The 21,734-nt window shown below is 70.7% G+C and carries 23 protein-coding genes; 9 read left to right on the top strand and 14 right to left on the bottom strand.

All coding sequences use genetic code 11. From position 1 onward, the window contains the following. Positions 1-5 precede the first annotated feature (5 nt). The gene (locus tag C6Y14_RS26850; RefSeq protein ID WP_107019399.1) at positions 6-980 is read right to left on the bottom strand and encodes an SCO0930 family lipoprotein; all 975 of its coding nucleotides are present in this window, start codon (positions 978-980) and stop codon (positions 6-8) included. Positions 981-1,499: 519 nt separating this feature from the next. Continuing rightward, a complete protein-coding gene (locus C6Y14_RS44620; RefSeq protein WP_199854865.1) occupies positions 1,500-1,784 on the bottom strand; it encodes a hypothetical protein in 285 nt (94 codons plus the stop codon). Between the two features lie 73 nt (positions 1,785-1,857). Between C6Y14_RS44620 and C6Y14_RS45575 the strand changes: the two genes are divergently transcribed. The 3 genes from C6Y14_RS45575 (at position 1,858) to C6Y14_RS26835 (ending at position 3,524) form a co-directional block, all read left to right on the top strand. After that, a complete protein-coding gene (locus tag C6Y14_RS45575) occupies positions 1,858-1,986 on the top strand; it encodes a hypothetical protein (RefSeq protein ID WP_263973096.1) in 129 nt (42 codons plus the stop codon). Between the two features lie 32 nt (positions 1,987-2,018). Next, a complete protein-coding gene (locus C6Y14_RS26840) occupies positions 2,019-2,783 on the top strand; it encodes a bestrophin-like domain (protein WP_107019397.1) in 765 nt (254 codons plus the stop codon). Positions 2,784-2,987: 204 nt separating this feature from the next. After that, positions 2,988-3,524 (top strand): hypothetical protein, encoded by a 537-nt coding sequence (locus tag C6Y14_RS26835; protein ID WP_107019396.1) that lies wholly within the window; start codon positions 2,988-2,990, stop codon positions 3,522-3,524. Between the two features lie 129 nt (positions 3,525-3,653). Here the strand turns inward: C6Y14_RS26835 and C6Y14_RS26830 are convergent, their stop codons facing one another. After that, complete coding sequence (locus tag C6Y14_RS26830; protein ID WP_107019395.1) at positions 3,654-4,142, bottom strand: hypothetical protein; 489 nt, start codon at positions 4,140-4,142, stop codon at positions 3,654-3,656. 333 nt (positions 4,143-4,475) lie between these two features. Between C6Y14_RS26830 and C6Y14_RS26825 the strand changes: the two genes are divergently transcribed. Then, positions 4,476-5,138 carry a class F sortase gene (locus tag C6Y14_RS26825; RefSeq protein ID WP_107019394.1) on the top strand — a complete coding sequence of 221 codons (663 nt, stop codon included), beginning with the start codon at positions 4,476-4,478 and terminating at the stop codon, positions 5,136-5,138. A 54-nt stretch (positions 5,139-5,192) separates the two neighbouring features. On the opposite strand, the gene C6Y14_RS26820 is transcribed toward C6Y14_RS26825, so the two are convergent. Next, positions 5,193-6,041, bottom strand: coding sequence for a polysaccharide deacetylase family protein (locus tag C6Y14_RS26820; protein ID WP_107019393.1), 849 nt, complete (start codon positions 6,039-6,041; stop codon positions 5,193-5,195). A 199-nt stretch (positions 6,042-6,240) separates the two neighbouring features. On the opposite strand from C6Y14_RS26820, the gene C6Y14_RS26815 reads away from it, so the two are divergent. The 4 genes from C6Y14_RS26815 (at position 6,241) to C6Y14_RS26800 (ending at position 8,954) form a co-directional block, all read left to right on the top strand. Further along, entirely contained in the window at positions 6,241-6,702 is a 462-nt protein-coding gene (locus tag C6Y14_RS26815; RefSeq protein WP_107019392.1) for a universal stress protein, read from the top strand. Positions 6,703-6,879: 177 nt separating this feature from the next. Next, a complete protein-coding gene (locus C6Y14_RS26810; RefSeq protein WP_107019391.1) occupies positions 6,880-7,425 on the top strand; it encodes a sigma-70 family RNA polymerase sigma factor in 546 nt (181 codons plus the stop codon). Between the two features lie 135 nt (positions 7,426-7,560). Further along, on the top strand, positions 7,561-8,076 hold the full coding sequence (locus C6Y14_RS26805) for a hypothetical protein (protein WP_107019390.1): 516 nt from the start codon (positions 7,561-7,563) through the stop codon (positions 8,074-8,076). 221 nt (positions 8,077-8,297) lie between these two features. Continuing rightward, positions 8,298-8,954 carry an anti-sigma factor family protein gene (locus tag C6Y14_RS26800; RefSeq protein WP_107019389.1) on the top strand — a complete coding sequence of 219 codons (657 nt, stop codon included), beginning with the start codon at positions 8,298-8,300 and terminating at the stop codon, positions 8,952-8,954. 21 nt (positions 8,955-8,975) lie between these two features. On the opposite strand, the gene C6Y14_RS26795 is transcribed toward C6Y14_RS26800, so the two are convergent. Together C6Y14_RS26795 and C6Y14_RS26790 are read right to left on the bottom strand one after the other, a co-directional pair. Next, complete coding sequence (locus C6Y14_RS26795; RefSeq protein ID WP_107019388.1) at positions 8,976-9,839, bottom strand: Fpg/Nei family DNA glycosylase; 864 nt, start codon at positions 9,837-9,839, stop codon at positions 8,976-8,978. A 98-nt stretch (positions 9,840-9,937) separates the two neighbouring features. After that, the gene (locus C6Y14_RS26790; protein WP_107019387.1) at positions 9,938-12,016 is read right to left on the bottom strand and encodes a SpoIIE family protein phosphatase; all 2,079 of its coding nucleotides are present in this window, start codon (positions 12,014-12,016) and stop codon (positions 9,938-9,940) included. A gap of 102 nt (positions 12,017-12,118) precedes the next feature. On the opposite strand from C6Y14_RS26790, the gene C6Y14_RS26785 reads away from it, so the two are divergent. Further along, complete coding sequence (locus C6Y14_RS26785; RefSeq protein WP_107019386.1) at positions 12,119-13,525, top strand: lipase maturation factor family protein; 1,407 nt, start codon at positions 12,119-12,121, stop codon at positions 13,523-13,525. 11 nt (positions 13,526-13,536) lie between these two features. Here C6Y14_RS26785 and C6Y14_RS26780 read toward each other — a convergent pair whose 3' ends face one another. The 8 genes from C6Y14_RS26780 to C6Y14_RS26745 form a co-directional block, all read right to left on the bottom strand. Next, the gene (locus tag C6Y14_RS26780) at positions 13,537-14,391 is read right to left on the bottom strand and encodes an amidohydrolase family protein (RefSeq protein WP_225891296.1); all 855 of its coding nucleotides are present in this window, start codon (positions 14,389-14,391) and stop codon (positions 13,537-13,539) included. Beyond that, positions 14,388-14,702, bottom strand: a complete 315-nt coding sequence (locus tag C6Y14_RS26775) for an L-rhamnose mutarotase (protein WP_107019385.1) — start codon at positions 14,700-14,702, stop codon at positions 14,388-14,390. Before C6Y14_RS26775 ends, C6Y14_RS26780 begins: the two co-directional genes overlap by 4 nt. Next, a complete protein-coding gene (locus C6Y14_RS26770; protein ID WP_107019384.1) occupies positions 14,699-15,703 on the bottom strand; it encodes an aldo/keto reductase in 1,005 nt (334 codons plus the stop codon). Before C6Y14_RS26770 ends, C6Y14_RS26775 begins: the two co-directional genes overlap by 4 nt. 5 nt (positions 15,704-15,708) lie before the next feature. Then, positions 15,709-16,464: an SDR family NAD(P)-dependent oxidoreductase gene (locus C6Y14_RS26765; RefSeq protein WP_107019383.1), complete on the bottom strand. Its 756-nt coding sequence runs from the start codon at positions 16,462-16,464 to the stop codon at positions 15,709-15,711. Next, entirely contained in the window at positions 16,461-17,858 is a 1,398-nt protein-coding gene (locus tag C6Y14_RS26760) for an L-fuconate dehydratase (RefSeq protein ID WP_107019382.1), read from the bottom strand. Before C6Y14_RS26760 ends, C6Y14_RS26765 begins: the two co-directional genes overlap by 4 nt. 83 nt (positions 17,859-17,941) lie before the next feature. After that, a complete protein-coding gene (locus C6Y14_RS26755; RefSeq protein ID WP_107019381.1) occupies positions 17,942-18,979 on the bottom strand; it encodes an ABC transporter permease in 1,038 nt (345 codons plus the stop codon). After that, the gene (locus C6Y14_RS26750; RefSeq protein ID WP_107019380.1) at positions 18,972-20,474 is read right to left on the bottom strand and encodes a sugar ABC transporter ATP-binding protein; all 1,503 of its coding nucleotides are present in this window, start codon (positions 20,472-20,474) and stop codon (positions 18,972-18,974) included. The genes C6Y14_RS26755 and C6Y14_RS26750 overlap by 8 nt, the downstream gene beginning before the upstream one ends. Beyond that, entirely contained in the window at positions 20,471-21,553 is a 1,083-nt protein-coding gene (locus C6Y14_RS26745; RefSeq protein WP_107019379.1) for a sugar ABC transporter substrate-binding protein, read from the bottom strand. The genes C6Y14_RS26750 and C6Y14_RS26745 overlap by 4 nt, the downstream gene beginning before the upstream one ends. Between the last annotated feature and the right edge of the window lie 181 nt (positions 21,554-21,734).

Below are 21,734 nucleotides of genomic sequence, written 5' to 3'. Positions count from 1 at the left end.
TACGGCTACTTCGGCTTGCCGAGGGGCTTGCCCTCGGGGGAGATGGCGTACCAGGTACCGCCGACGCCCTGCCCGTTGGTGTCGCCGGGCTTCTTGTCACCCGCGAAGGTGTAGAGCGGCCAGCAGTCGATGCTCTGCTGCTTGAGGCCGTCCGGGCGGTTGTTGACGACGTAGCCGCGCTTGCCGTCGTTCTTGTTGTCGATGCCCTTGGTGTCGGCGGCGTCCACCGGCTCGACGACCGGCCACTTCTCCAGGCACGCGCCGATGCAGTTCGACTTCATCGGCCACGGGACGTCCTTCTCGAACCGGTAGACCGTCATGCCGTTCTTGTCGACGACGACCTCGCCGAGCTCCGGGTCGTTGCGGGTCGACAGGCCGGGCAGGTCGGCGGCTTCCGCCGTGCCGCCCCCGCCACCGGCGGACGCCTTCTTGCCCGTGGGGGCCGAGGCGTACCAAGTGCCGCCCACACCCTGGCCCTTGACGTCACCGGCCTTGGTGTCCTTGGCGAACCGGTACTGCGGCCAGCCGTCGATGGTCAGCTGCTTCGTACCGTCGGTACGGGTGACCTCGCCCAGCAGGGCCTTGTCGATGCCGACCGGGGCCGCGGCACCCGAGGACGGGACCGGGGGCCAGGCGGTGGCGCAGTCGCCGTCACAGGTCGACTTCGGGGGCTCCGCCGTGTCCTTGTCGAAGCGGTACAGCGTCATGCCCGCGCTGTCCGTGACCACCTCACCGAGCTTGTCGGTGTCCGAAACGGCAAGCTGACCGGCGCTCTGGGCGACCGCGCCCTGGCCGTCCGCGGCGGCGGCGCCCGTCTCGGTCGTCGCTCCCGCCGAACCGTAGCCACCCGCCGCGGGCGCCGCGCCCACGTTCTGGCTACCGGTCGAAGTGTCCGCCTTTTCCTGACCGCACGCCGTCGTCAGCACCAGCACTGCCGCAGCTGACGCTACGAGTGAGGCGCTCCGCCAGGAGGTCTTCATTGGTAACTCCCGCTGTTTGCATAGGTGTTGCGGCACTGCTCAGCACCGCGTATGGCCCTAGGTACGGGCGGGGGTGCGGTGAGTGTTCAAAGTGAGCACACATTTCTTTCTGGTAACGCCCGGGAGGCCTGCTCAGGGAGGGGTCGGAGAGGAGCCGGAGAGGAGCCGGAGAGCGACCGGGCAGGGCTCGGGGAAGGCGCGGCGAAGCGGCGGAGAGGGCCGGGGATGGATCGCCCGGGAACCCCGGCGCCCCGCGCGGTTCCCGGCGCGGTTCCCGCCCCGGAACGCTCGCGGCGCCGTTCGGCAACGGCCTGAGGCCCCCTTGTCCCTCCTTCGGGGCAATTACACCGCCACTCCCCCATATGTGGGCGCACGGGGACCGATGATCGCGATCGTGCCTGGATCAAAAAGAATTAAGCGGCCGCTCCGACTCGCTCTCGGCATACGGCTGCTGGCGCTGCTCACCCTGACCTGGATCGCGGGCGGCGCACCGGCCCCCGCGACCGCCGACGCGTGTGCCTACGCCTCCTCGGGCCCCGGCGGAGTCTCGGCGGTGTCGGTCGCGGGCACCTGCCCCACCCCGACACCCACTCCGCCCCCGCCACCGCCCTCGACTCCGTGTCCGACGACCCCGCCGCCCAGCCCACCGCCGAAGCCCCCTCCTCCGCCGAAACCACCACCGAAGCCGGCTCCCACCCCGACCCCGACGCCTCCGCCGAAGCCGTCGCCCCCGCAGCGACCCGCGCCCGCCGCTCCGGTCGTCGTACCGCCCGCTCCCCTGCCGCCGCGGACGGCCCCCGCCACGCCACGCCCGACGCCTCCCTCGCCACGCCCGGCACCGCCCCCCAGCGCGCGGCCCGGTCCGTCGCCGACCCCGGTGAGCTATCCGCCGTACCGCATCAGGGCACGCAAGGCCCCGCCCCGCGGCGGCCCCTCCCTCGTGTCGCTCACCCTGCTCATCACCGCGCCCGCCGTGCTCGCCGCCGCCGCGCTGCGCCCGCGCTGACCCGGCGCCCGCACTGACCCCTGGAGGAATCCTTGTCGGAATGGCTTGTTCTCGCCCTCGCGATGGCCGCCGCGGCCGTCGTCGTCCTCGTCGTCACCTTCGTAAGGCACCGCACCGTCTCCGAGGACGACGATCCGTCCGACACCCCGGACGTCATCGAGTACATGACGATGATGATCGGTGTGGTGTACGCGATCGTGCTCGGCCTCGCCATCGCCGGCGTCTGGGAGGCGCGGGGCGTCGCCGAGGACCACGTCCGGACGGAGGCGCAGGCGCTGCACGAGATCAACGAGCGGGTACGCGTCTATCCGCCGGACGTCCGCGACCGGATCCGTAACGACGTCGCCGCCTATGTCGATCACGTCGTCACCACCGAGTGGAAGACCATGGCCGACCACGGCCACGTCACCGGGCGGGGGACGGAACTGCTGAACCGGGTCCGCCAGGACGTCACCGACTACGAGCCGAGGACGGACTACGAGGCGCAGGCCTACCAGCCGCTCCTCGACCAGGTGACCGCGGCGGACACCGCGCGCACCGCCCGCGCCGACTCGACGGCGCCGACCATGCCGGGCGTCGTGTGGTTCGGTCTGATCACCGGGGCCGTGGTGACCGTCGGGCTGATCTTCGCCCTGCAGATCCGCCGTACCGCACGCGAGGTGATCCTGGCGGGCCTGTTCGCCGCGCTGATCGCCTTCCTGCTCTTCCTGATCTGGGACTTCGACGCGCCCTACAGCCGAGGGATCACGGCGACCGCCGACCCGTTCCTGACGCACTTCCCCGACGCCGGCAAATGACCTCGCCCGGGGGCGGGCGCCACGCCGGGTCCGTCCCCCGGGCGCGGGTACGGGTTAGCCGGTTCGGCCCACACGATTGCCCCATTCGCGCGACTGCGATCGCGCCCGCGCCCGCACCTTCCTAGCGTTTCGGTCATCGAGGTGCATGTACGGCGCAGCGGAAACGGTCCGCGGGCTGCTCCTCGGGGACCCGGAGGACTCACCATGCGTGCGATACGCGTCGCCTCGGCCGCACTGCTGGGCAGCATGACCGCACTGACCCTCGCCATGCCCGTCGCCGTCGCCGAGGGCGACGGGGAGCACGAGCCGGACCGCGACATCACCTCGTTCGGCTTCAACGTCTCGCCGACGACGATCGCCGCGGGCGGCCGCGTCTCGCTGTCCGTCAACGGCTGCAAGAAGGAGACGAAGGTCAGTTCCGGCGTCTTCGACACGGTGACGATCCACAAGGGCCAGTCGAACGCCTCGGCCACCGTCGACTGGGACGCCAAACCGGGCGCCGTGTACGAGGTGACGTTCCAGTGCGGGCACGAATCCGGCCACACGGACCTCACCATCGCGGGCGGCCGCCCCGACGACCCGACGCATCCCCCTGTCCACCGGGGCGTCAAGGCGGGTGTCGGCGGTACCGCGGGCGGCTTCGACCTCGGTCAGATCGGCCTCGGGGCGGCGCTCATCGCCGGCTCGGTCGGCGCGGCGTACCACTGGTCGCGCAGGCGCTCCGGCGAACAGGGCGGCTGACGGACCGGACGGACCGCTGACGCACCGGACGGCCCTTCGCCCCGGGACCCTTGAAGGTCCGGGGCGAAGGGCCGTTCACGTGCGTGCCGGTCTCCGAGGGGAGGAGTCCGTCCCACGAGGGGGTGGGGCTCAGATCCTGCTCTCGGCGCGGCGGCGCATCCAGAACACCCCGCCGCCGACGAGGGCGAGGCCGACCAGGGAGCCGCCGATCGCCATGTCGGTCGGTGTGGCGCCGTCGGAGCTGCTGCCGCCGAGACCGCCGCGGACACCGCCGATGACGGTGAAGGCGGCGGACTTCGTCAGTGCGGGCTTGTCCCGGCAGTGCACCCTGATGTCGTACGCACCCGGAGTGGCCGAGCGGTCGATGGTGGCCATGCCCTTCGACGTCTCGCTGTGGTTGTTGATCGGCGAGAGATCCGTCCGCGAGAACGCCCGGGACGTCATGGTGCCGCCCTTCGGGCACCCGTCGACGGTCACGGTGAGCTGTCCGCCGCGGGCGATGGCGCTGGGCATGGCGACGATGTTGCTGGAGGTGTCCCAGGCGACGGCCTGGGAGGCGGTGAGTCCGAGGGCGGCGATCGCTGTCGCAGAGACCGCCAGGGCACGAGTGCTACGCATGTGTTCCTCCGCGGAAGGCGCCCCGGGGAACGTCCCCGGGTCGATCGGCGAGAGAACGCCTCCCAGACAGACACTCAGTTGTCGTGCACAGGGCCGCATTTCGAGAATGGTCCGTCCTGGTGAGAGGACACGCCGACGAAAAGGAACACAATCGGATATTGCCGCAGGTCACGGACCGTCAGAAATTTCCTCGGGGCCGCGACTCGGATGGCGCACGGCGGCCCTCGTCACCACCCGTTCGCCTTTCTCCCGTCGCCCCGCTCGCGGGCTGCGCTTAGCGTTCTCGTATGCGCGACGGACGTTGGCGACGGCCGCGTCGAGAGGGGTTTGCGAATGTCCGTGTCCGAGCTGGCCGAAGAGGAGGAGCGCCCGAAGAAGCGCGCTCCCTGGGGTGTCATAGCGCTTGTTCTGCTGACCGGACTCGCTCTGATTCGCAATGGCTCGGGCGAGTTCGACGTGGGGCCTCCGCAGCCCGCGACGGCCGCCGCCGCGGACAGTGCAGGCTCGGACGGGTCGCGGCCGGGCGCTCCGGCTCCCCTGTCGTTCTCCGTGGTGGATCGCGTCAAGATCCCGGCGATCCAGGTCGACGCGCCCGCTGTGCCGGTGGGTCTCGACATGGAGGGCTGGGTGGACGCGCCGCCGCCGGAGGACCCCAATCTCGCGGGGTGGTTCTCGGGCGCGGTGTCCCCCGGCGAGAAGGGCACGGCCGTCGTCGTGGGCCATGTCGACAACCGGCAGGGGCCCGCCGTCTTCTATGGTCTCGGTGCCCTCAAAAAGGGAAACCGCGTGGAAGTCAGGCGCCGGGACGGAAAGACCGCCGTGTTCGAGATCTACGGCATCGAGGTCTTCGAGAAGAACAATTTTCCCGGCGACCGCGTCTACGGGAACACCGGTAATCCGGAATTGCGTGTCATCACCTGCGGAGGCGGTTTCTCCAAGCAGAACGGCTACGACGGTAATGTCGTCGCGTTCGCCCGCCTGGTCGAGGTCCGCTGAGCACTGCCCGGCCGGGTGGGCGAGAAGCCCGCCCGGCCGGAGTCCGTCCCGGTCCTAGGTGAGCTGCCGCCGGGGCACGGTGAGGTGGTAGCCCGAGTCCAGCAGCCGCGGGAGATAGTCGCGCAGGGCCCGCACGCTCTGTGAGCGGTTGCCGCCCGCGTCGTGCGAGAGGACCACGACGCCGGGCCCGGCCCCCTTCATGACCCGGCGCTCGATGGTCCGGGTACCCGGTGTGGTCCAGTCCAGGGTGTCGACGGTCCAGGCGAGCGGCTCCATGCCGAGGTCGGCGCCGATCTCGAAGACGGCCCGGTTCCAGGCCCCGTACGGCGCACGGAACCAGCCGGGCGGCTCGCCGTACGTCTCCTCGATGATCTCGCAGGTGCGTTCCATCTGGGAGCGGATCGCTGACCTGCTCAGCTTGGTCAGGAGCGGGTGGGACCAGGTGTGGTTGCCGACGACGTGCCCCTCGTCGGACATCCGGCGCAGCATGTCCTTGTGGTCGGCGGCCATCTCGCCGCACACGAAGAACATGGCGCGCACGTCGTGGGCCTTGAGGGTCCGCAGGATGGCGGGGGTGTAGCGGGGGTCGGGGCCGTCGTCGAAGCTCAGCACCATGCTGTGCTCCCGGTCCGACATCCGCAGGAACGGCTCGTGCCGTACGAGGGTGCGGGCGGGCGTGCCGCGGGCCGGACCGTATCCGGCGATGGGCTGCAGCCGGTAGGCGGACGGCCTGCGGACCGCTCGGTTCGCCTGGGCGCCCGCGGCGGGCGCGGCGGCGGACCGGGCAGGAGGGTCCGGGTCTGCGCCGAGCAGCTGTACCGCGCCGGCCGCACCCGCCGCTCCCAGGGCGGCGGCACCGGCGAGCAAGGCCCGGCGCCGCGAGAGGAACTGATCCTTATTCATGACTAATCAGTCGCCCGGCGGTGGCGCGCTCCAGCACCTCGCCACCGGTGCGGTCGTATGAAAACACCCGTTGGGAGCATCTGCCGGGCGGTCCGGCGCCGGCCCGCGGACTACCGGCGGACGGCCGACGGGGTCTCGAACGGCGGTCGGCGGGGTCCCGGACCGCGGTCGGCTCCGCCTGTTCCGATAGCCTCGGGCCGTGACGGAACAGCACTCCCACCAGTTCGAACGTGGCACCGACGGGCCCAAGGTCATCCTGGCCGGCGTGGACGGCTCCGAGTCCTCGCTGCGGGCGGCCTCCTATGCCGCGGGGCTGGCCCGGCGGCAGCGGGCGCTGCTCACGCTGGTGTACGTACAGCCGGTGATGGCGGCGGGTGCGGCGCTCGGGGTACCGGTCGCCGACACGACCGACCAGATCGCCGAGGAGCTGGTCCGGGACATCCAGGAGGCGGCCGAGCAGGTCAAGGGCATATTCGATGTGCGCTGGGAGTTCCACACGTTCCGCGGCGACCCGTACAACGGGCTCGTCCAGGCGGCCGAGCAGCTGAAGGCGGACGCCGTCGTGGTGGGCGCGTCGGAGCAGGCGGGACACCGGATCGTCGGTTCCGTCGCGATCCGGCTGGTGAAGGCGGGCCGCTGGCCGGTGACGGTGGTGCCGTAGCCCGGCGGCGAGGCGAGGTCCCGGGGGCGGGACCGGCGAGGACGGGACACATGCGGAGGCGGAGCCTTCCGTCCCGGTTGACCGTTCGTCGTACCGTTCGTCGACGGGTTCGACCGTCTGCCGACGAGCCGTGTCCTGGCCCTGTCCCGGCGGGACGCCCTGCGCTGGCATACGGCCATGACGGCCGCCATCACCATGACCAGCAGGACGACCGCCGAGCACGAGCTGGCCGAATTGCAGCGGGAGCACGGAGCACTGCTCTTCGCCCTGATGCTGAGGCTCTCCGACGGGGACCGCCAGCGCGCCGAGGATCTGGTGCAGGAGACATTCGTACGTGCCTGGCAGCATCCCGAGGCACTGCGCGCCGACGACTTCGATTCCGTACGGCCCTGGCTGCTGACCGTGGGGCGGCGCCTGGCCATCGACGCGCGGCGGGCCCGGCAGGCACGGCCCGCGGAGGTCGGGGACGCCGTGCTGGAGAGCGCGCGGGTCGCGGCGGATCACGCGGAACGCTCGGTCGCGACCCTCGATGTGCGGGAGGCTGTGAAGACTCTCACTCCCGAACACCGTGAAGTCCTGGTGCAGGTGTATTTCCGCGGGGCCAGCGTGGCGGAGGCCGCCGCCGCCCTGGGTATTCCGGCCGGTACGGTGAAGTCCCGCGCGTACTACGCGCTGCGCGCCCTGCGCCGGGTTCTTCCGGGATATGCGGCCGACCTGCGGTGAAACCGCGGGTTAGGTCAAGCCTCCGTAAAGCGCCTTGCTGAGGATCATGGTTGAGCAATCAGCTGTCCTCATCCGTGTTCCCCGATGGGGCCCGGGTTCGGGCGACGCGCACGCACCGGAGGAAGGCAGGAAGGGATGCTGCACAGAGGTCAAGAGAGCACGGACGGCACCGGCGGCGGTGAACTCACCGTCCCCATGGCGTGGTTGTACGCGGAGTACATCGCGGACGAACTGCTGCGGACCGGCGACCTGATGCCGCCCACGTCCTTCGAGTTCAGAGCCGGGCGCGACGCGCTGGCTCTCACCATCTTCCTGTCCGACACCAGCGGCGAGCTTTCCGGCATCCGGGTGGTCACGCAGTTGGAGACCTGGCTGTCGCTGACGGCGTACGACCAGCCGTGGCAGGACTGGGTGGGCGAGCGTATGGCGGGGCTCGCGGCCGAGGCCGCCGATGCGGGCGGTCCGTCCCCCGATCTGGATCTGGCGACGGCGGCCTGGCGCTGGCTGGAGGAGACCGAACTGCTCGCGCCCGACCTCGACGCGGTCCCGGGCGGCGGCCCCGTCATCGGCGAGGACGACGGCCCCAAGGTGTGGACCCCGGCCTGGCAGCTGGGGCTGCCGCTCGGGCATCTGGCGATCCATCTTTTCTGATTTTTCCGACCCCTCCCCCGACCGATCCCCCGACGGAGCCCCCGGCCGGCTCCCCTGACCAGTTTTTTTCCAACCTCGACCAATCCGCGGGCCCGACCGCTCCGAATCTCCAGGTTGCATTCCGGACGAGGCTTGAGTGATTCGGCGGTCCCCTGCGTACCGGTGGGCAAGTAGCTACTCCCCGCACACCCCCACCCATCGGCACGGCATGAGGATTTGGTATGAGGTCGCTGGAACGCCACCGCGACGTCGGCGCATACGCGCTAGGCGTGCTGGACGAGGCGGATGCCTTCCGCTTCGAGGACCACCTCATGGAGTGTCCCCAGTGTGCGGTTCAGATACATGAACTGTCCGCGACGACACGGTCGTTGCGGGCGTACGCGGAAGCGACGCCACGCTCGGTGAACCCCATGACCCAGGCAGGACCGGGCCTGCTGGACCGGCTCCTGGACGATGTCGTCACGGCCCGCAGGAGCGGGCGCAGGCGCTGGCTGTTCGCGGTCGCCGCCGCCGTGGTCTTCGCCGTCGGCGGGCCCGCGGTCGCGGTCTTCTCCGGCGACGGGAGCACGGACGCCGACACGGTCGCCGCGACCGATCAGGGAACCGGTGTGTGGGCCGAGGTGACCACCCACGACCGGGCCTACGGCACCGAGGTGGACGCCAAGGTCAAGAACGCGCCCGCCGAGCAGTCCTGCGAACTCGTCGCCATCGGCCGCGACCACTCGGAACAGGTCATCCTGAGCTGGACCGTGCCCAAGGGAGCTTCGGCGCCCTCCGACGGCATGCAGGGGGCTGCCGCGATGCATCCCTCGGACATCGCCGAGTACGTCGTGCGCACGGCGGACGGCGAACGTCTGGTGACGATCGAAGTGCCCTGAGCGCGCGCCGGCCGGTCATCGTCATTTGAGGAACTTGCTCGTCCTGCGGTCCGCGAGGGGCTTGCCGCCCGTCTGGCAGGTCGGGCAGTACTGGAGCGACGAGTCGCTGAAGGAGACCTCGCGGACGGTGTCCCCGCAGACCGGACAGGGCTCACCCGTCCGCCCGTGGACGCGCAGGCCGCTCTTCTTCTCGGCCTTGAGACGGCCCGCGGCGACTCCGCGGGACCGCTCGGCGGCCTCCATGAGGGTGGCCCGCAGCGCCTCGTACAGCCGTCCGGTCTCCTGCGGGGTCAGCGCGGAAGCCAGCTTGAAGGGCGACATCTTCGCGGCGTGCAGGATCTCGTCGCTGTAGGCGTTGCCCACCCCCGCGATCAGGCTCTGGTCGCGCAGGGCGCCCTTCAGCTGTCTGCGCTCGCCCTCCAGGAGCGCGGCGAATCGGGGTTCGTCGAAGTCGTCGGCCAGCGGGTCCGGGCCGAGGCGGGCCACACCGGGTACCTCCCCGGGGTCCTTTACGACGTACACCGCCAGCCGTTTCTGGGTGCCGGCCTCGGTGAGGTCGAAGCCCTCGCCGGTCTCCAGGGCGACGCGCAGGGCCAGGGGGCCCTTGCCGGGGCGGGGCGGCCCGTCGGGCAGCCGGTCCTTCCAGTGGAGCCAGCCCGCGCGGGCCAGATGCGTGACGAGGTGCGGGCCGCCCGCGGTCTCCAGGTCCAGGAACTTGCCGTGCCGGTGCACGGCCGTGACCTCGCGGCCCTCCAGCGCGCCGGGCGGCGGATCGTACGTCTTGAGCACACTGATCGCGACGGGCAACACGCGGACGATCTCGCGGCCGACCAGATGCTCGACCAGAAAGTCCTTCAACGCTTCGACCTCGGGCAGCTCCGGCATAAGTCCCAGGGTGCCACTCGCGCCCCGACAGGGGCGCGGGGAACTGCGCGCTCAACCCCCACAGAGCCGCACGTCACATCCACGCGAACCCGTCCCGTTCACTCCCCTTCCGGCACAAGGAACTCGCACCAGACGCACTTGCCGCCACCCCGCGCCTCCACGCCCCACACGTCCGCCAGCCGGTCCACCAGCAGGAGGCCCCGGCCGGAGACACCGGACTCGCCCGCCTCCCGGCGCCGGGGAAGCGCGCTGGACGCGTCCTCGACCTCGACGCGGATCCGGCGGTCCGGACCGGTGAGGGCGCGCAAGGTCACGACGGCGGCGCCCTCGGTGTGCATGAGGGCGTTGGTGATCAGCTCGTCCGCGATCAGCTCGATCTCGTCGGCGCGCTCACCGGCGCCCCAGGCCCGTACGGCCGCGCGGACCATGTGCCGGGCCTCGGTGAGCGCCTCCGGGTCCCCGGGCCCCACGTGCTGCTGGACCCGCCCGCCGGAACGCTGCGCGTCCTTTTCCACCCGGCGGAGCAGGAGCAGCGCCACGTCGTCCTCGCCGCCGCGTTCCTCCGCGACGTCGATGAGCCGGTCGGCGAGGTCGCGGACGTCGTCGGGTCCCCTGGCGACGAGTGCGCGCAGGGTCCGCATGCCGTCGTCGAGGTCGATGCCCGGCTGTTCGACCAGGCCGTCGGTGCACAGGAGCAGTGTCTGGCCGGGGTCGAGTTCCAGGGTGTCGACCGGGTATTCGAGGCGTCCGAACTCGGCGGACAGCCCGAGCGGCAGGCCTCCCGCCACGGCGAGCCGGTGGCAGCCGCCGTCCGTGTCGCGGACCAGCGGGTCGATGTGTCCCGCCCGGACGACCTGGACCACTCCGGTGTCCAGGTCGGCCTCCGCGTACAGGCAGGTCGCGAAGCGTTCGGTGTCGAGTTCGTGCAGGAAGACGGAGGCGCGGGCCATGACGGTCGCGGGGGTGTGGCCCTCGGCCGCGTAGGCGCGCAGGACGATCCGCAGCTGGCCCATGACGGCCGCCGCGTGCGTGTCGTGTCCCTGGACGTCGCCGATGACGGCGCCGACCCGGCCGCCGGGAAGCGGGATCACGTCGTACCAGTCGCCGCCGATCTCGCGGCCGAGGGAGCCCGAGCGGTAGCGCACGGCGACGTCGGCGCCGGGGACGCGTGGGATCGTGCGCGGCAGCATGGCCTGCTGGAGGCCCTGGGCGAGGTCCTTCTCCTGCTCGTAGAACATGGCGCGCTGGAGGCTCTGCGCGATGCTGCTGCCGAGGGCGACGAGGACGTTGCGGTCCTGGGCGGAGAAGCCGCGCCGGTCGTTGTAGAGCAGTCCCATGGCGCCGATGGGTCTCGCCTGCGCGATGAGGGGCAGATAGGCCGCCGAGGTGATGTCGAGTTCGGTGATGTGCGGCCACAGCAGCGGATAGTGCCGGGCGAACTCCTCGGGCGACTCGATGAAACGCGGGGTGAGGGTGCGCACGGCCTCGCTCATCGGGTACTGCTCGTCGATGCCGGTGACCAGGGTGCCGGGCACGAAGCTGCCCTTGGGGCCCTCCGCGACCAGCCGGATGCGGCCTGCCTCGACGAGGCCCATGACCAGGCTGGTCGCGCCCAGGTGGGTGACGCCCTGGTTGTTCTTCAGGACGTCGATGACGTCCTGGACCGTGCGGGCGTGGGCGAGTGCCGCCGTGGTGATCTGCACGACGTTCGTCTGCCTGCGGCGGGCCTCGATGTCCAGGGCGGCCTTCTCCCGGCGGTCCTGGGCCTCGCTCAGTTCCCGGGTGGCGTCGCGGATGATGCCGATGATGCGGCGCGGCCGGCCGGTCGCGTCGCGCTGGATGTAGCCCTGGGTGTGGGTCCAGCACAGGGTGCCGTCCCGGCGGCGGATGCGGAAGTACGCCCCGTAGTTCTCGCTGCCGTCCTTGAGGGACTGGGAGACGTGTGTGTCCAGGCGGTGGGCCTCGTCCGGCGGCACGCGCGGCGCCAGGTTCTCCGGACGGCCGGCGTACTCCTCGGGAAGCACGTCGAAGATCTCGTGGGCCAGGGGGTCCATCCGCATGAGACCGGTGTCCAGGTCCCAGTCGAAGCTGCCCATGCGGTTGAGCGCCAGGATCGGATCCGGTTGGGCGGGCCAGTCGTCCGGGAGTGACAGAGCGCTCTCACCCCGATCAACCATGAGTTCACCTTGTCAGGGTTTACCCGAATTCTCGACTCGGCGCAGGACGTAATCTGGGCGCTCCGCGAGCAGCGCCACCTGAGAGGGAAGGGAGCGGTCGGCGTGGAGTGGTTCACCGCCCCCGAGTACTGGACCGGCCGGCTGGTCTTCCAGCGGGCGCTGGCGGTGGTGTATCTCGTCGCGTTCCTGGGCGCGGCTCTCCAGTTCCGTGCGCTGATCGGCGAGCGCGGCATGTTGCCGGTGTCCCGGTTCGTGGCCCGGGTGCCGTTCCGGCGGGCACCGAGCGTGTTCCACCTCCACTTCTCGGACCGCTTCTTCGCGGCCTGGGCCTGGACGGGCTGCGCGGTGTCGCTGGCACTCGTCGCGGGGCTCGACGGTCTCCTCCCGCTGTGGGGCGCCATGCTGCTGTGGCTCGTCCCCTGGGTGCTGTACCTGTCGATCGTGAACGTCGGCCAGACCTGGTACGGCTTCGGCTGGGAGTCCCTGCTCCTGGAGACCGGCTTCGTCGCGGTGTTCCTCGGCAACGACGAGATCGCGCCGCCCGTGGTGGTGCTCTTCCTGCTGCGCTGGATCCTGTTCCGGGTGGAGTTCGGGGCCGGACTGATCAAGATGCGCGGCGACGCGTGCTGGCGGAAGCTGACCTGCCTCGACTTCCACCATGAGACCCAGCCGATGCCGGGCCCGCTGAGCTGGTTCTTCCACCACCTCCCCAAACCGCTGCACCGGGCCGAGGTGGCCGCCAACCACGTCACCCAACTCGTCGTGCCGTTCCTGCTGTTCGCCCCACAGCCGGTCGCCACGGCGGCGGCCGCCCTGATGATCGTCACCCAGCTGTGGCTGGTCCTGTCCGGCAACTTCTCCTGGCTGAACTGGATCACGATCGTCCTCGCCTTGCCGGCCCTAACCTTGCCCGGCAAGGCCCCAGAGGTCCCCGACACCCCGCTCTGGTACGTGATCGTGATCCTGTCCGCCGCGGCGCTGATCGTGTTCCTCAGCCATGGCCCGGTCCGCAACATGATCTCCCGCCGCCAGACCATGAACCGCTCCTTCGACCCGCTCCACCTGGTGAACACCTACGGGGCGTTCGGCAGCGTCAGCCGCATCCGGTACGAGGTGGTGGTCGAGGGCACGGCCGACTCCGTACCCAGGGAGGACGCGGGCTGGCTGGAGTACGAGTTCCGGGGCAAGCCGGGTGATCCGCGGCGCTGGCCACGCCAGTTCGCGCCCCACCATCTGCGGCTCGACTGGCTGATGTGGTTCGCCGCGCTCTCCCCCGCCTACGCCGAGCCCTGGTTCGGCGGCTTCGTGGAACGCCTCCTGGCGAACGACCGCGACACGCTCCGCCTCCTGCGCCGCTCCCCGTTCCCCCCGGATGCCCCGCCCCGGTACGTCCGGGCCCGCCTCTACCGCTACCGCTACACGACCTGGGAGGAGCTCCGGCGGACGGGCGCGTGCTGGGAGCGGACGTATGTGCGGGAGTTCTTTCCACCGACGCGGCTGGACGCGTAGCCCTTCCGGGCTCAGAGGCGGTAGACGCGGGTGGCTGTGCCCGAGAAGAACTCTTCCCGCTCGCTCTCGTCGAGCTTCCCGGTCAACTGATCCGCGATGTCCAGCACTTCGGCGTACGAGGCCACGAGCGTGCACACCGGCCAGTCGGAGCCGAACATGAGCCGGCCGGGGCCGAAGGCTTCGAGAACCGTGTCCGCGTAGGGAGCCAGGTCGCTCACCGACCAGCTTCGCCGATCCGCCTCGGTGACCATTCCGGAGAGCTTGCAGACGGTGTTCGGCAAGGCGGCGAGGGCCCGGACATCGGTGGCCCAGGGCTCCGGTTCACCCGTGTCGATGGGCGGCTTGCCCAGGTGGTCGAGCACGAACGTGAGGCCGGGATGCCGCTCCGCCGCCCGCGCGCAGGCGGGCAGTTGATGCGGCAGGACGACGAGGTCGTAGGCGAGGCCCGCTTCGGCGACCGCCGTCAGGCCCCGGCGTACGTCCTCGCGCAGCAGCCATTCCGGGTCCGGTTCGCCCTGCACCTGGTGGCGGATGCCCTTGAGATGACGACCGCCCGGCGACTCCCGCAGACGGGCCAGTTCGTCCGCGACGTCGGGACGGGTGAGGTCGGTCCAGCCGACGACCGCACCGATCAGTTCGCTGCTCTCCGCGAGGACCAGGAACTCGGGGGTCTCCTCCGCCACCGTGACCGTCTGCACGAGAACGGCTCGGGCAACTCCTGCGGCGCGGGCTTCCGGAGCCAGCTCCTCGGCCGTGAAGTTCCGCCTCAGCGGGGCGAGTTCGGGGCCCACGATCCAGTCCTGGTCCCGTACGGACAGGTCCCACACGTGATGGTGGGCGTCGACGATGCCCGTGCGGCCCGTCACGGCAGCTCCCAGACGACCGGCAGGCCGGCCTCCGAGCCCTCGGCCGAGTAGTCGTGCACCACGTCGAGCAGCTGCGCCATCCGGGCCTGCCAGGCGATGTTGATCGGCAGCTTCTCCAGTTCGGCGAGCAGCCGCGCGTAGTCCTCGCACTCCAGGAGGTGGAAGAGGTCGGGGCCACTGCGCCAGATGGTCCAGGAGGTGGCGCCCGCGGCCCGGATCGCGTCCGTGAGGTGCGTGGGCACCTCGCGGTGCGCGGCCTCGTACGCGTCGATGCGGTCGGTGCGGACCTTGGTGTGCAGGGCGACTCTCATGCGGGCTCCTCGGACGGGACGGGCGCTTCGGCGGGCAGGAGGCCCGTCTCCCGCAGCTCCTGCCAGAGGCTCGCGGGTACATCGGCTGTGAACTGCTGCGCGCAGTCGCGTACTTCGCGGGGCGAGCGGGCGCCGACGAGGACGGCCGCGACCGCCGGGTGGGCGGCGCAGAAGGCGAGGGCGGCGGCCCGCAGCGTCGTGCCGTGCCGGTCCGCCGCCGCTTTGAGGGCCAGTGCCCGGTCCAGCAACTCCGGTGGCGCAGCACGGTAGTTGTACCTCGCCCCCGGTTTCGGGTCGGCCAGCAGGCCGGAGTTGAAGGCGCCGCCGATGACGACGGACGTGCCGCGTTCCTGGGCGGCGGGCAGCAGGTCGGTGAGCGCACCCTGGTCGAGCAGCGTGTAGCGGCCCGCGCAGAGCACCACGTCGACATCCGTGTCGCGGACGAAGCGGGTGAGCATCTCGGCCTGGTTCATGCCCGCGCCTATCGCGCCCACCACCCCCTCCGAACGCAGCTGCTCCAGCGCCGGATACCCCTCGCGGAAGGCCTCCTCGCCGTGGTCGTCCGGGTCGTGGAGGTAGACGACGTCCACCCGGTCGAGGCCCAGCCGCTCCAGACTGGCGTCGAGGGTACGGCGTACGCCGTCCGCGCTGAAGTCCCACACCCGGCGGTGCGTGGCGGGCACCGCGAACCCGTTGGCCAGGTCGTCGCCGCCCGCGTCGGTGGGCTCCAGACGGCGGCCCACCTTGGTCGAGAGGGTGTACGCCGCCCGGGGGCGCCCGCGCAGGGCCGCGCCGAGGCGTCGTTCGGAGTGGCCGATGCCGTAGTGGGGCGCGGTGTCGAAGTAGCGGATGCCCGCCTCCCAGGCGGCGTCCACGGTCGCGTGCGCCTGCTCCTCGGGGACCTCGCTGTAGAGGCCGGCGATACCGGCGGCACCCAGACCCAGCATGGTGACCTCTACAGAGCCACGGCCGAGCGTGCCGGTACGTATCCGCGTCCCCATGCCGGTCACCGGCCCGCCGGGCGCAGCCGCAGCCCCTGCATGCCGCCGTCGACCGCGAGGGCCGTGCCGGTGGTGGCGCCCGACAGCGGGCTCGCCAAGTAGGCGATGGCGCCCGCCACTTCGCCGGCCGAGACGAGGCGTCCGGTGGGCTGGCGGGCCTCCAGCGCGGTCCGCTCGGCGGCGGGGTCGGGCGCGGCGTCCAGGAGGCGGCCGACCCAGGGGGTGTCGACCGTGCCGGGGTTCACGCAGTTCACGCGGATGCCCTCGCGGACGTGGTCGGCGGCCATGGCGAGGGTCAGCGACAGGACGGCGCCCTTGGACGCGGAGTACAGGGCGCGCTGCGGGAGACCCGCGGTGGCGGCGATGGAGCAGGTGTTGACGATCGCCGCGTGCGACGACTTCCGCAGGTGCGGCAGGGCGGCGCGGGCCGTGCGGACCATACCGACGACGTTGACGTCCATGACCCGGTGCCAGGCCTCGTCGTCGTTGTCCTCGACGGTGCCCTGGGCGCCGATGCCCGCGTTGTTGATCAGCACGTCCAGTCCGCCGAGGTCGGCGACCGCGGCGGCGACGGCCCGGCGTACGGACTCGTCGTCGGTGACGTCGGCCCGGTACCCGAGTAGCGGTTTCTCCACTCCCTCCGGATCCAGGTCGAGCACGGCGACCTGGGCGCCGCGGGCGGCGAGGAGTTCCGCGGTGGCCCGGCCGATACCGGAGGCGCCGCCCGTCACCAGCGCCTTGAGTCCCTCGAAGTCACTCATGCCGCCTGCTCCTTCTGCTGCTTCTGCAGCTTCTGCGTCTGCTGTTCCTGCTGCTCGGTCCGCTGCCGTTCGAGGTCGGCGGCCCAGAATGTGCCGCCGGGAAAGGTGAACTCGGCGATGGACTCCGGCCGCATGGTCGCCGAGAAGCCCGGCAGGGTGGGTGCCATGTAGCGACCCTCCCCGATCACCACCGGGTCGAGGAAGTGGTCGTGCAGATGGTCGACGTACTCGATCACCCGGTTCTCGGTCGTCCCCGCGAGCGCCACGTAGTCGAACATCGAGAGGTGCTGGACGAGTTCGCACAGTCCGACACCGCCGGCGTGCGGGCAGACGGGGACACCGAACTTGGCCGCGAGGAGCAGGATCGCGAGGTTCTCGTTGACACCGCCGACCCGGGCCGCGTCGATCTGCAGGACGTCGATCGCGCCCGCCTGGAGCAGTTGCTTGAAGACGATCCGGTTCTGTACGTGCTCGCCGGTGGCGACCTTGACCGGTGCGACGGCCTTGCGGACGGCGGCATGGCCGAGGATGTCGTCGGGGCTGGTGGGCTCCTCGATCCAGTACGGGTCGAACTCGGCCAGTGCCCTGGTCCACTCGATGGCGTCGTCGACGTTCCACCGCTGGTTGGCGTCGATGGCGATCCGGATGTCGGGCCCGACGACGGCACGGGCCACCCGGCAGCGGCGTACGTCGTCCGCGAGGTCCGCGCCGACCTTCAGCTTGATCTGGGTGAAGCCGTCGGCGACGGCCTGGCGGGCCAGCCGGGTGAGCTTCTCGTCGGAGTAGCCGAGCCAGCCGGGTGAGGTGGTGTAACCGGGGAAGCCGCGCTCCTTCAGCAGCGCGGTACGTTCCGCCGAGCCCTCCCTGCCCCGGCGCAGCAGGCCGATCGCGTCCTCGGGGGTGAGGACGTCCGCGATGTACCGGAAGTCCACCTGGGCGACGAGCCATTCGGGGGTGGCGTCGGCGAGGAGCTGCCACAGGGGCTTGTGGGCGCGCTTGGCTGCGAGGTCCCAGACGGCGTTGACGACGGCGCCGATCGCCATGTGCATCACGCCCTTCTCGGGCCCGAGCCAGCGCAGTTGGCTGTCGCCCGTGAGGTCGCGTGCGAGTGATCCCGGGTCCGCGCACAACTCGTCGACCGACCGCCCGACGACGTGCGGACGCAGCGCCTCGATCGCGGCGACCTGGACATCGTTGCCCCGCCCGATGGTGAAGGTGAACCCGTGCCCCTCCGGCCCGTCGGCGGTGTCGTCACCACCGGTCCGCAGGACGACGTACGCGGCCGAGTAGTCGGGATCCGGGTTCATCGCGTCGGACCCGTCGAGCTCACGCGAGGTGGGGAAACGGATGTCATAGGTGTCGACCGCGGTGACGCGAGCGGCGGATGAGGACACAGGAAAACCTTTCGGTCGAGCCCCGTGAGGGGCGCGGGGAACTGCGCGGCCGGCCACAACGCACCCGCAGGTGCCCACCACGCTCAGTCCTGCGCCCGGCCGGTCGTCACTCGGGCGATCATGAGGGCGACCAGGATGATCCCCCCGTAAATGGCCTGGATCCAGAAGGACGGCACCTGCGCAAGGGTCAACAGGTTCTGCACCACCCCAAGGAGGAGGACGCCCGTAAGGGCGCCGAACATCGTGCCCTTGCCCCCATCGAGGCTGATCCCCCCGATCACCGCCGCGGCGAACACCGTGAAGATCATGTTCTGCCCCTGATTGGCGTTGATCGCGCCGACATAGCCGGTCTGCATCAGACCACCGACCGCGGCCAGCGTCCCCGCGACGACGAACACGCCGAGCATGACCCGCTCGACCCGGATACCGGCGGCGCGCGCCGCGTCCGGGTTGCCGCCGATCGCGTACAGGGCCCGTCCCCAGCGGTGGTACTTGAGGACGAATCCGGCCACTCCGAACGCCGCCGCCGCCAGCCACACCGAGATCGGCACGGTCAGGAAGGTGGTGGTGGCCAGGGTGTAGAACGCGTCGGGCATCCCGAAGAGCGTCTTGCCCTCGGTCGCGCCGACGAGCAGACCGCGCAGGATGATCAGCATCGCGAGGGTCACGATGAACGCGTTGAGCTTGAGCTTCACGACGAGGAAGCCGTTGAACCCGCCGATGACCGCGCCCACGACGAGGATCGCGAGCAGGGCGATGCCCGCGGGCAGCTCCGTGCCCCAGCCGGACTGCGAGGCGGGCAGCAGCAACAGCGCGCCGACGGCGGGCGCGATGCCGACGACCGACTCCAGGGACAGGTCGAACTTGCCGGTGATGAGGACGAGCGACTCGGCGAGGACCACCATCGCGAGGGCCGCCGAGGCGCCCAGGATGGAGATGATGTTCTGCTCGGTGAGGAAGGCGTCGTTGACGAACGCGCCGAGCACCAGCAGCAGCAACAGGGCTGGTACGAGGGCGAGTTCACGGGCCCTGCGCAGCAGTACGGCCTTGGCGTCGGCCTTGCTCCGCAGGGGCCGCAGGGAGGTGGGGGCCGAGGCCGACGGGGCCTTCGTGTCAGCCATGGTGGTCCACTCCTTCGATGGAGGCGATCAGCTCGTGGTCGCGCCAGCCCGCCGGGTGCTCGGCGACGACACGGCCGTGGAAGAGGACGAGGACGCGGTCGCAGCGGCGCAGGTCGTCGAGTTCGTCGGAGACGACGAGGACGGCGGTGCCGTCGTCACGCGCCGAGTCCATGCGGGAGAGCAGGGACTCCTTGGACTTCACGTCGACACCCGCGGTGGGGTTGATGAGGACCAGCAGCCGGGGGTCGGAGGCGAGGGCGCGGGCCATGACGACCTTCTGGGCGTTGCCGCCGGAGAGGTCGGACACGGGCTGGTCGGGGCCCTCGGTGTGGATGTCGAGGCGTTCGATCAGCTCTCCGGCGAAGCCGCGCCGGCGCTCGGTGCCGACGAATCCGTACCGCCCGAGCCGGTCCAGGACGGTCAGGGTGGCGTTGTCGCCGACGGTCATGCCGAAGACGAGTCCCTGGCCGTGCCGGTCGCGCGGCACGCAGCCGACACCGGCCCGCAGGGCGGCCGTCACATCGCCGAACGGCAGCCGTTGTCCGTCCAGTCGGGCGGTGCCCGCGGTCGGCGTGTGCAGCCCCGTGAAGGACTCGGCCAGCTCGATCTTGCCGCTGCCGCTGGACCCGGCGAGACCGACGACCTCACCGCCGCGCACGCTCAGATCGACACTCTCGTACGCGTCCGACGTCAGCCCGTGCGCTTCGAGGACGACGGGTGCGTGGGCGTTCACGTCCCCGCGGGCGGCCTTCTCCTCCACGGCGGCGATGGACTCCCCGGCCATGGCCTCGACCAGGGCGGCCCTCGGCAGGTCCGCGACCGGCGCGGTGGTGATCCAGCGGGCGTCCCGCAGGACCGTCACGGTCTGGCAGACCTCGTACACCTCCTGGAGGTGGTGCGAGATGAACAGGAAGGTGACGCCGGACTCCTGAAGGGCGCGCATCCGGGTGAAGAGGCGTTCGATCTCGCGGTTGTCGAGCTGGGCGGTCGGTTCGTCGAGGACGATGAACCGCGCGCCGAAGCTCAACGCCCGTGCGATCTCCACCATTTGGCGGTCCTCGACCTTGAGGTCCGCGGTCCGCGCCTCGGGGTCGACACGTACGTCCCAGGTGTCGAGCACCTCGGCGGCCTCGCTCCGCAGCCGGCGCCAGCTGATGAAGCCGCCGCGGCTCCGGGGCTGCCGGTTGATGAAGAGGTTCTCGGCGACCGTCAACTCCGGTACGACGGTGGGCTTCTGGTAGACGCAGGCCACCTTGCGCCGCCAGGCGTCCCGGTCGGTGAGCGCGGGCGCGGGTTCGCCGTCGAAGCGGACCGTGCCCTCGTCCGGTGCCTGGAGGCCGGTGAGGACGGTGACGAGGGTGGACTTGCCCGCGCCGTTGCGGCCGACGAGTGCGTGGGACTCGCCCGCGTACACGGTCAGTTGTCCGTCGGCGAGGGCGACCGTGGGGCCGTACCGCTTGGCGATGCCCCGCGCCTCAACGAGTGGTGTGCTCATTCGACCGTGTTGCCCCACAGCTCGGGGTCGTCGACGTTGTCCTTGGTCACCAGCGGCGCGGGCAGCTGGTCCTCAAGGATGCCGCTGGGCAGCTTGACGATCTCCGAGTCGTGGTCGGTGGGACCCGGCTCGAAGGTCTTCCCCGCCATCGCCGCCTTGATGTAGTACATGCCGTACTTGGCGTAGAGGTCGGCCGGCTGCGAGACGGTGGCGTCGATCTGGCCCTTGCGGATCGCGTCGAACTCCTGCGGGATGCCGTCGTTCGAGACGATCGAGATGTGGCCCTTCTCGCCGGCCTTCTTCAGCAGCCCCTTGGACTTGAGGGTCTGCAGCGTGGGCGCGAGGTAGACGCCGCCCGCCTGCATGTAGATGCCCTTGAGGTCGGGGTTGGCGTTGAGGAGGGTGTCCAGCTTCGAGGCGGCCGTGTCGGACTCCCACTTGGCGGGGATCTCCAGAACCTTCAGCTTCGGGAACTTCTCCTTGACGCAGGTGCGGAATGCCTCCGAGCGGTCGCGGCCATTGACCGAGGCCAGGTCGCCCATGATCTGCACGACCTTGCCCGAGGGGATCTGCTTGCCGAGGTACTCGCAGGCCTTCTCCCCGTACGCCACGTTGTTGGCACGGACGACCATCGCGACCTTGCCCTTCTCGGGCGCCACGTCGACGGCGACCACGGGCACGCCCTTGCGTTCGGCCTGGTCGAGGCCCGCAGAGATCGCGGCACTGTCCAGGGGGGCCACGACGAGGCCCTTCACGCCCTGGTTGAGCTGGTTGTTGATGTCCGTGATCTGCTGCGAGGGGTCGCTGTTGGAGTTGACGGTCTTGAGGGCGTCGACGTCCTCGGACTTCGCCATCTTGGGCACGTAGTCGTTGTACGACTGCCAGAACGGCGAGGTCAGCAGGGGCAGGATCACCCCGACCTTGCCCTTGCCGTCGCCCTTGCCGCCGCCGGAGTCGACGGTGTCCTTGGTGCTGCCGCATGCCGTGAGCGCGAGGGCGGCGCAGACGGCCGCGGCCGTCACACAGATCGCTCGCGAGGCGTTTCGCCCGTTCCTGTACCGCACAGTTCTGCCGGCCATCTATCGGCTCCTCATTGAGCGTGATCGAACGTGATCGAGTGCGATCGAGCAGGTGCCAGGAATATTTATCAGACCACTTCGCTCCCACAACACCCCTGGGCCGTGATTTTTGCCGTTTCTGCGCGTAGTGGTCGGACCACCTGAATGGTTAGACTGCGGCGCATCCGGCGACAGGAGGACA

Source organism: Streptomyces dioscori, from assembly GCF_003024195.1.
GTDB lineage: Bacteria > Actinomycetota > Actinomycetes > Streptomycetales > Streptomycetaceae > Streptomyces > Streptomyces dioscori.
The sequence above is the reverse complement of the archived record's forward strand: the minus strand, read 5'-3'. Positions and strand labels throughout refer to the sequence as shown.

Bases quoted from the DNA above. Each gene is read 5' to 3' on its own strand.
- C6Y14_RS26850 (WP_107019399.1), bottom strand. From the start codon at position 980: ATGAAGACCTCCTGGCGGAGCGCCTCACTCGTAGCGTCAGCTGCGGCA.
- C6Y14_RS26770 (WP_107019384.1), bottom strand. From the start codon at position 15,703: ATGGGGACGCGGATACGTACCGGCACGCTCGGCCGTGGCTCTGTAGAG.
- C6Y14_RS26795 (WP_107019388.1), bottom strand. From the start codon at position 9,839: ATGCCGGAGCTGCCCGAGGTCGAAGCGTTGAAGGACTTTCTGGTCGAG.
- C6Y14_RS26825 (WP_107019394.1), top strand. From the start codon at position 4,476: ATGTCCGTGTCCGAGCTGGCCGAAGAGGAGGAGCGCCCGAAGAAGCGC.
- C6Y14_RS26835 (WP_107019396.1), top strand. From the start codon at position 2,988: ATGCGTGCGATACGCGTCGCCTCGGCCGCACTGCTGGGCAGCATGACC.
- C6Y14_RS26810 (WP_107019391.1), top strand. From the start codon at position 6,880: ATGACGGCCGCCATCACCATGACCAGCAGGACGACCGCCGAGCACGAG.
- C6Y14_RS26765 (WP_107019383.1), bottom strand. From the start codon at position 16,464: ATGAGTGACTTCGAGGGACTCAAGGCGCTGGTGACGGGCGGCGCCTCC.
- C6Y14_RS26800 (WP_107019389.1), top strand. From the start codon at position 8,298: ATGAGGTCGCTGGAACGCCACCGCGACGTCGGCGCATACGCGCTAGGC.
- C6Y14_RS26750 (WP_107019380.1), bottom strand. From the start codon at position 20,474: ATGAGCACACCACTCGTTGAGGCGCGGGGCATCGCCAAGCGGTACGGC.
- C6Y14_RS26805 (WP_107019390.1), top strand. From the start codon at position 7,561: ATGCTGCACAGAGGTCAAGAGAGCACGGACGGCACCGGCGGCGGTGAA.
- C6Y14_RS26830 (WP_107019395.1), bottom strand. From the start codon at position 4,142: ATGCGTAGCACTCGTGCCCTGGCGGTCTCTGCGACAGCGATCGCCGCC.
- C6Y14_RS26790 (WP_107019387.1), bottom strand. From the start codon at position 12,016: ATGGTTGATCGGGGTGAGAGCGCTCTGTCACTCCCGGACGACTGGCCC.
- C6Y14_RS26755 (WP_107019381.1), bottom strand. From the start codon at position 18,979: ATGGCTGACACGAAGGCCCCGTCGGCCTCGGCCCCCACCTCCCTGCGG.
- C6Y14_RS26775 (WP_107019385.1), bottom strand. From the start codon at position 14,702: ATGAGAGTCGCCCTGCACACCAAGGTCCGCACCGACCGCATCGACGCG.
- C6Y14_RS26745 (WP_107019379.1), bottom strand. From the start codon at position 21,553: ATGGCCGGCAGAACTGTGCGGTACAGGAACGGGCGAAACGCCTCGCGA.
- C6Y14_RS26820 (WP_107019393.1), bottom strand. From the start codon at position 6,041: ATGAATAAGGATCAGTTCCTCTCGCGGCGCCGGGCCTTGCTCGCCGGT.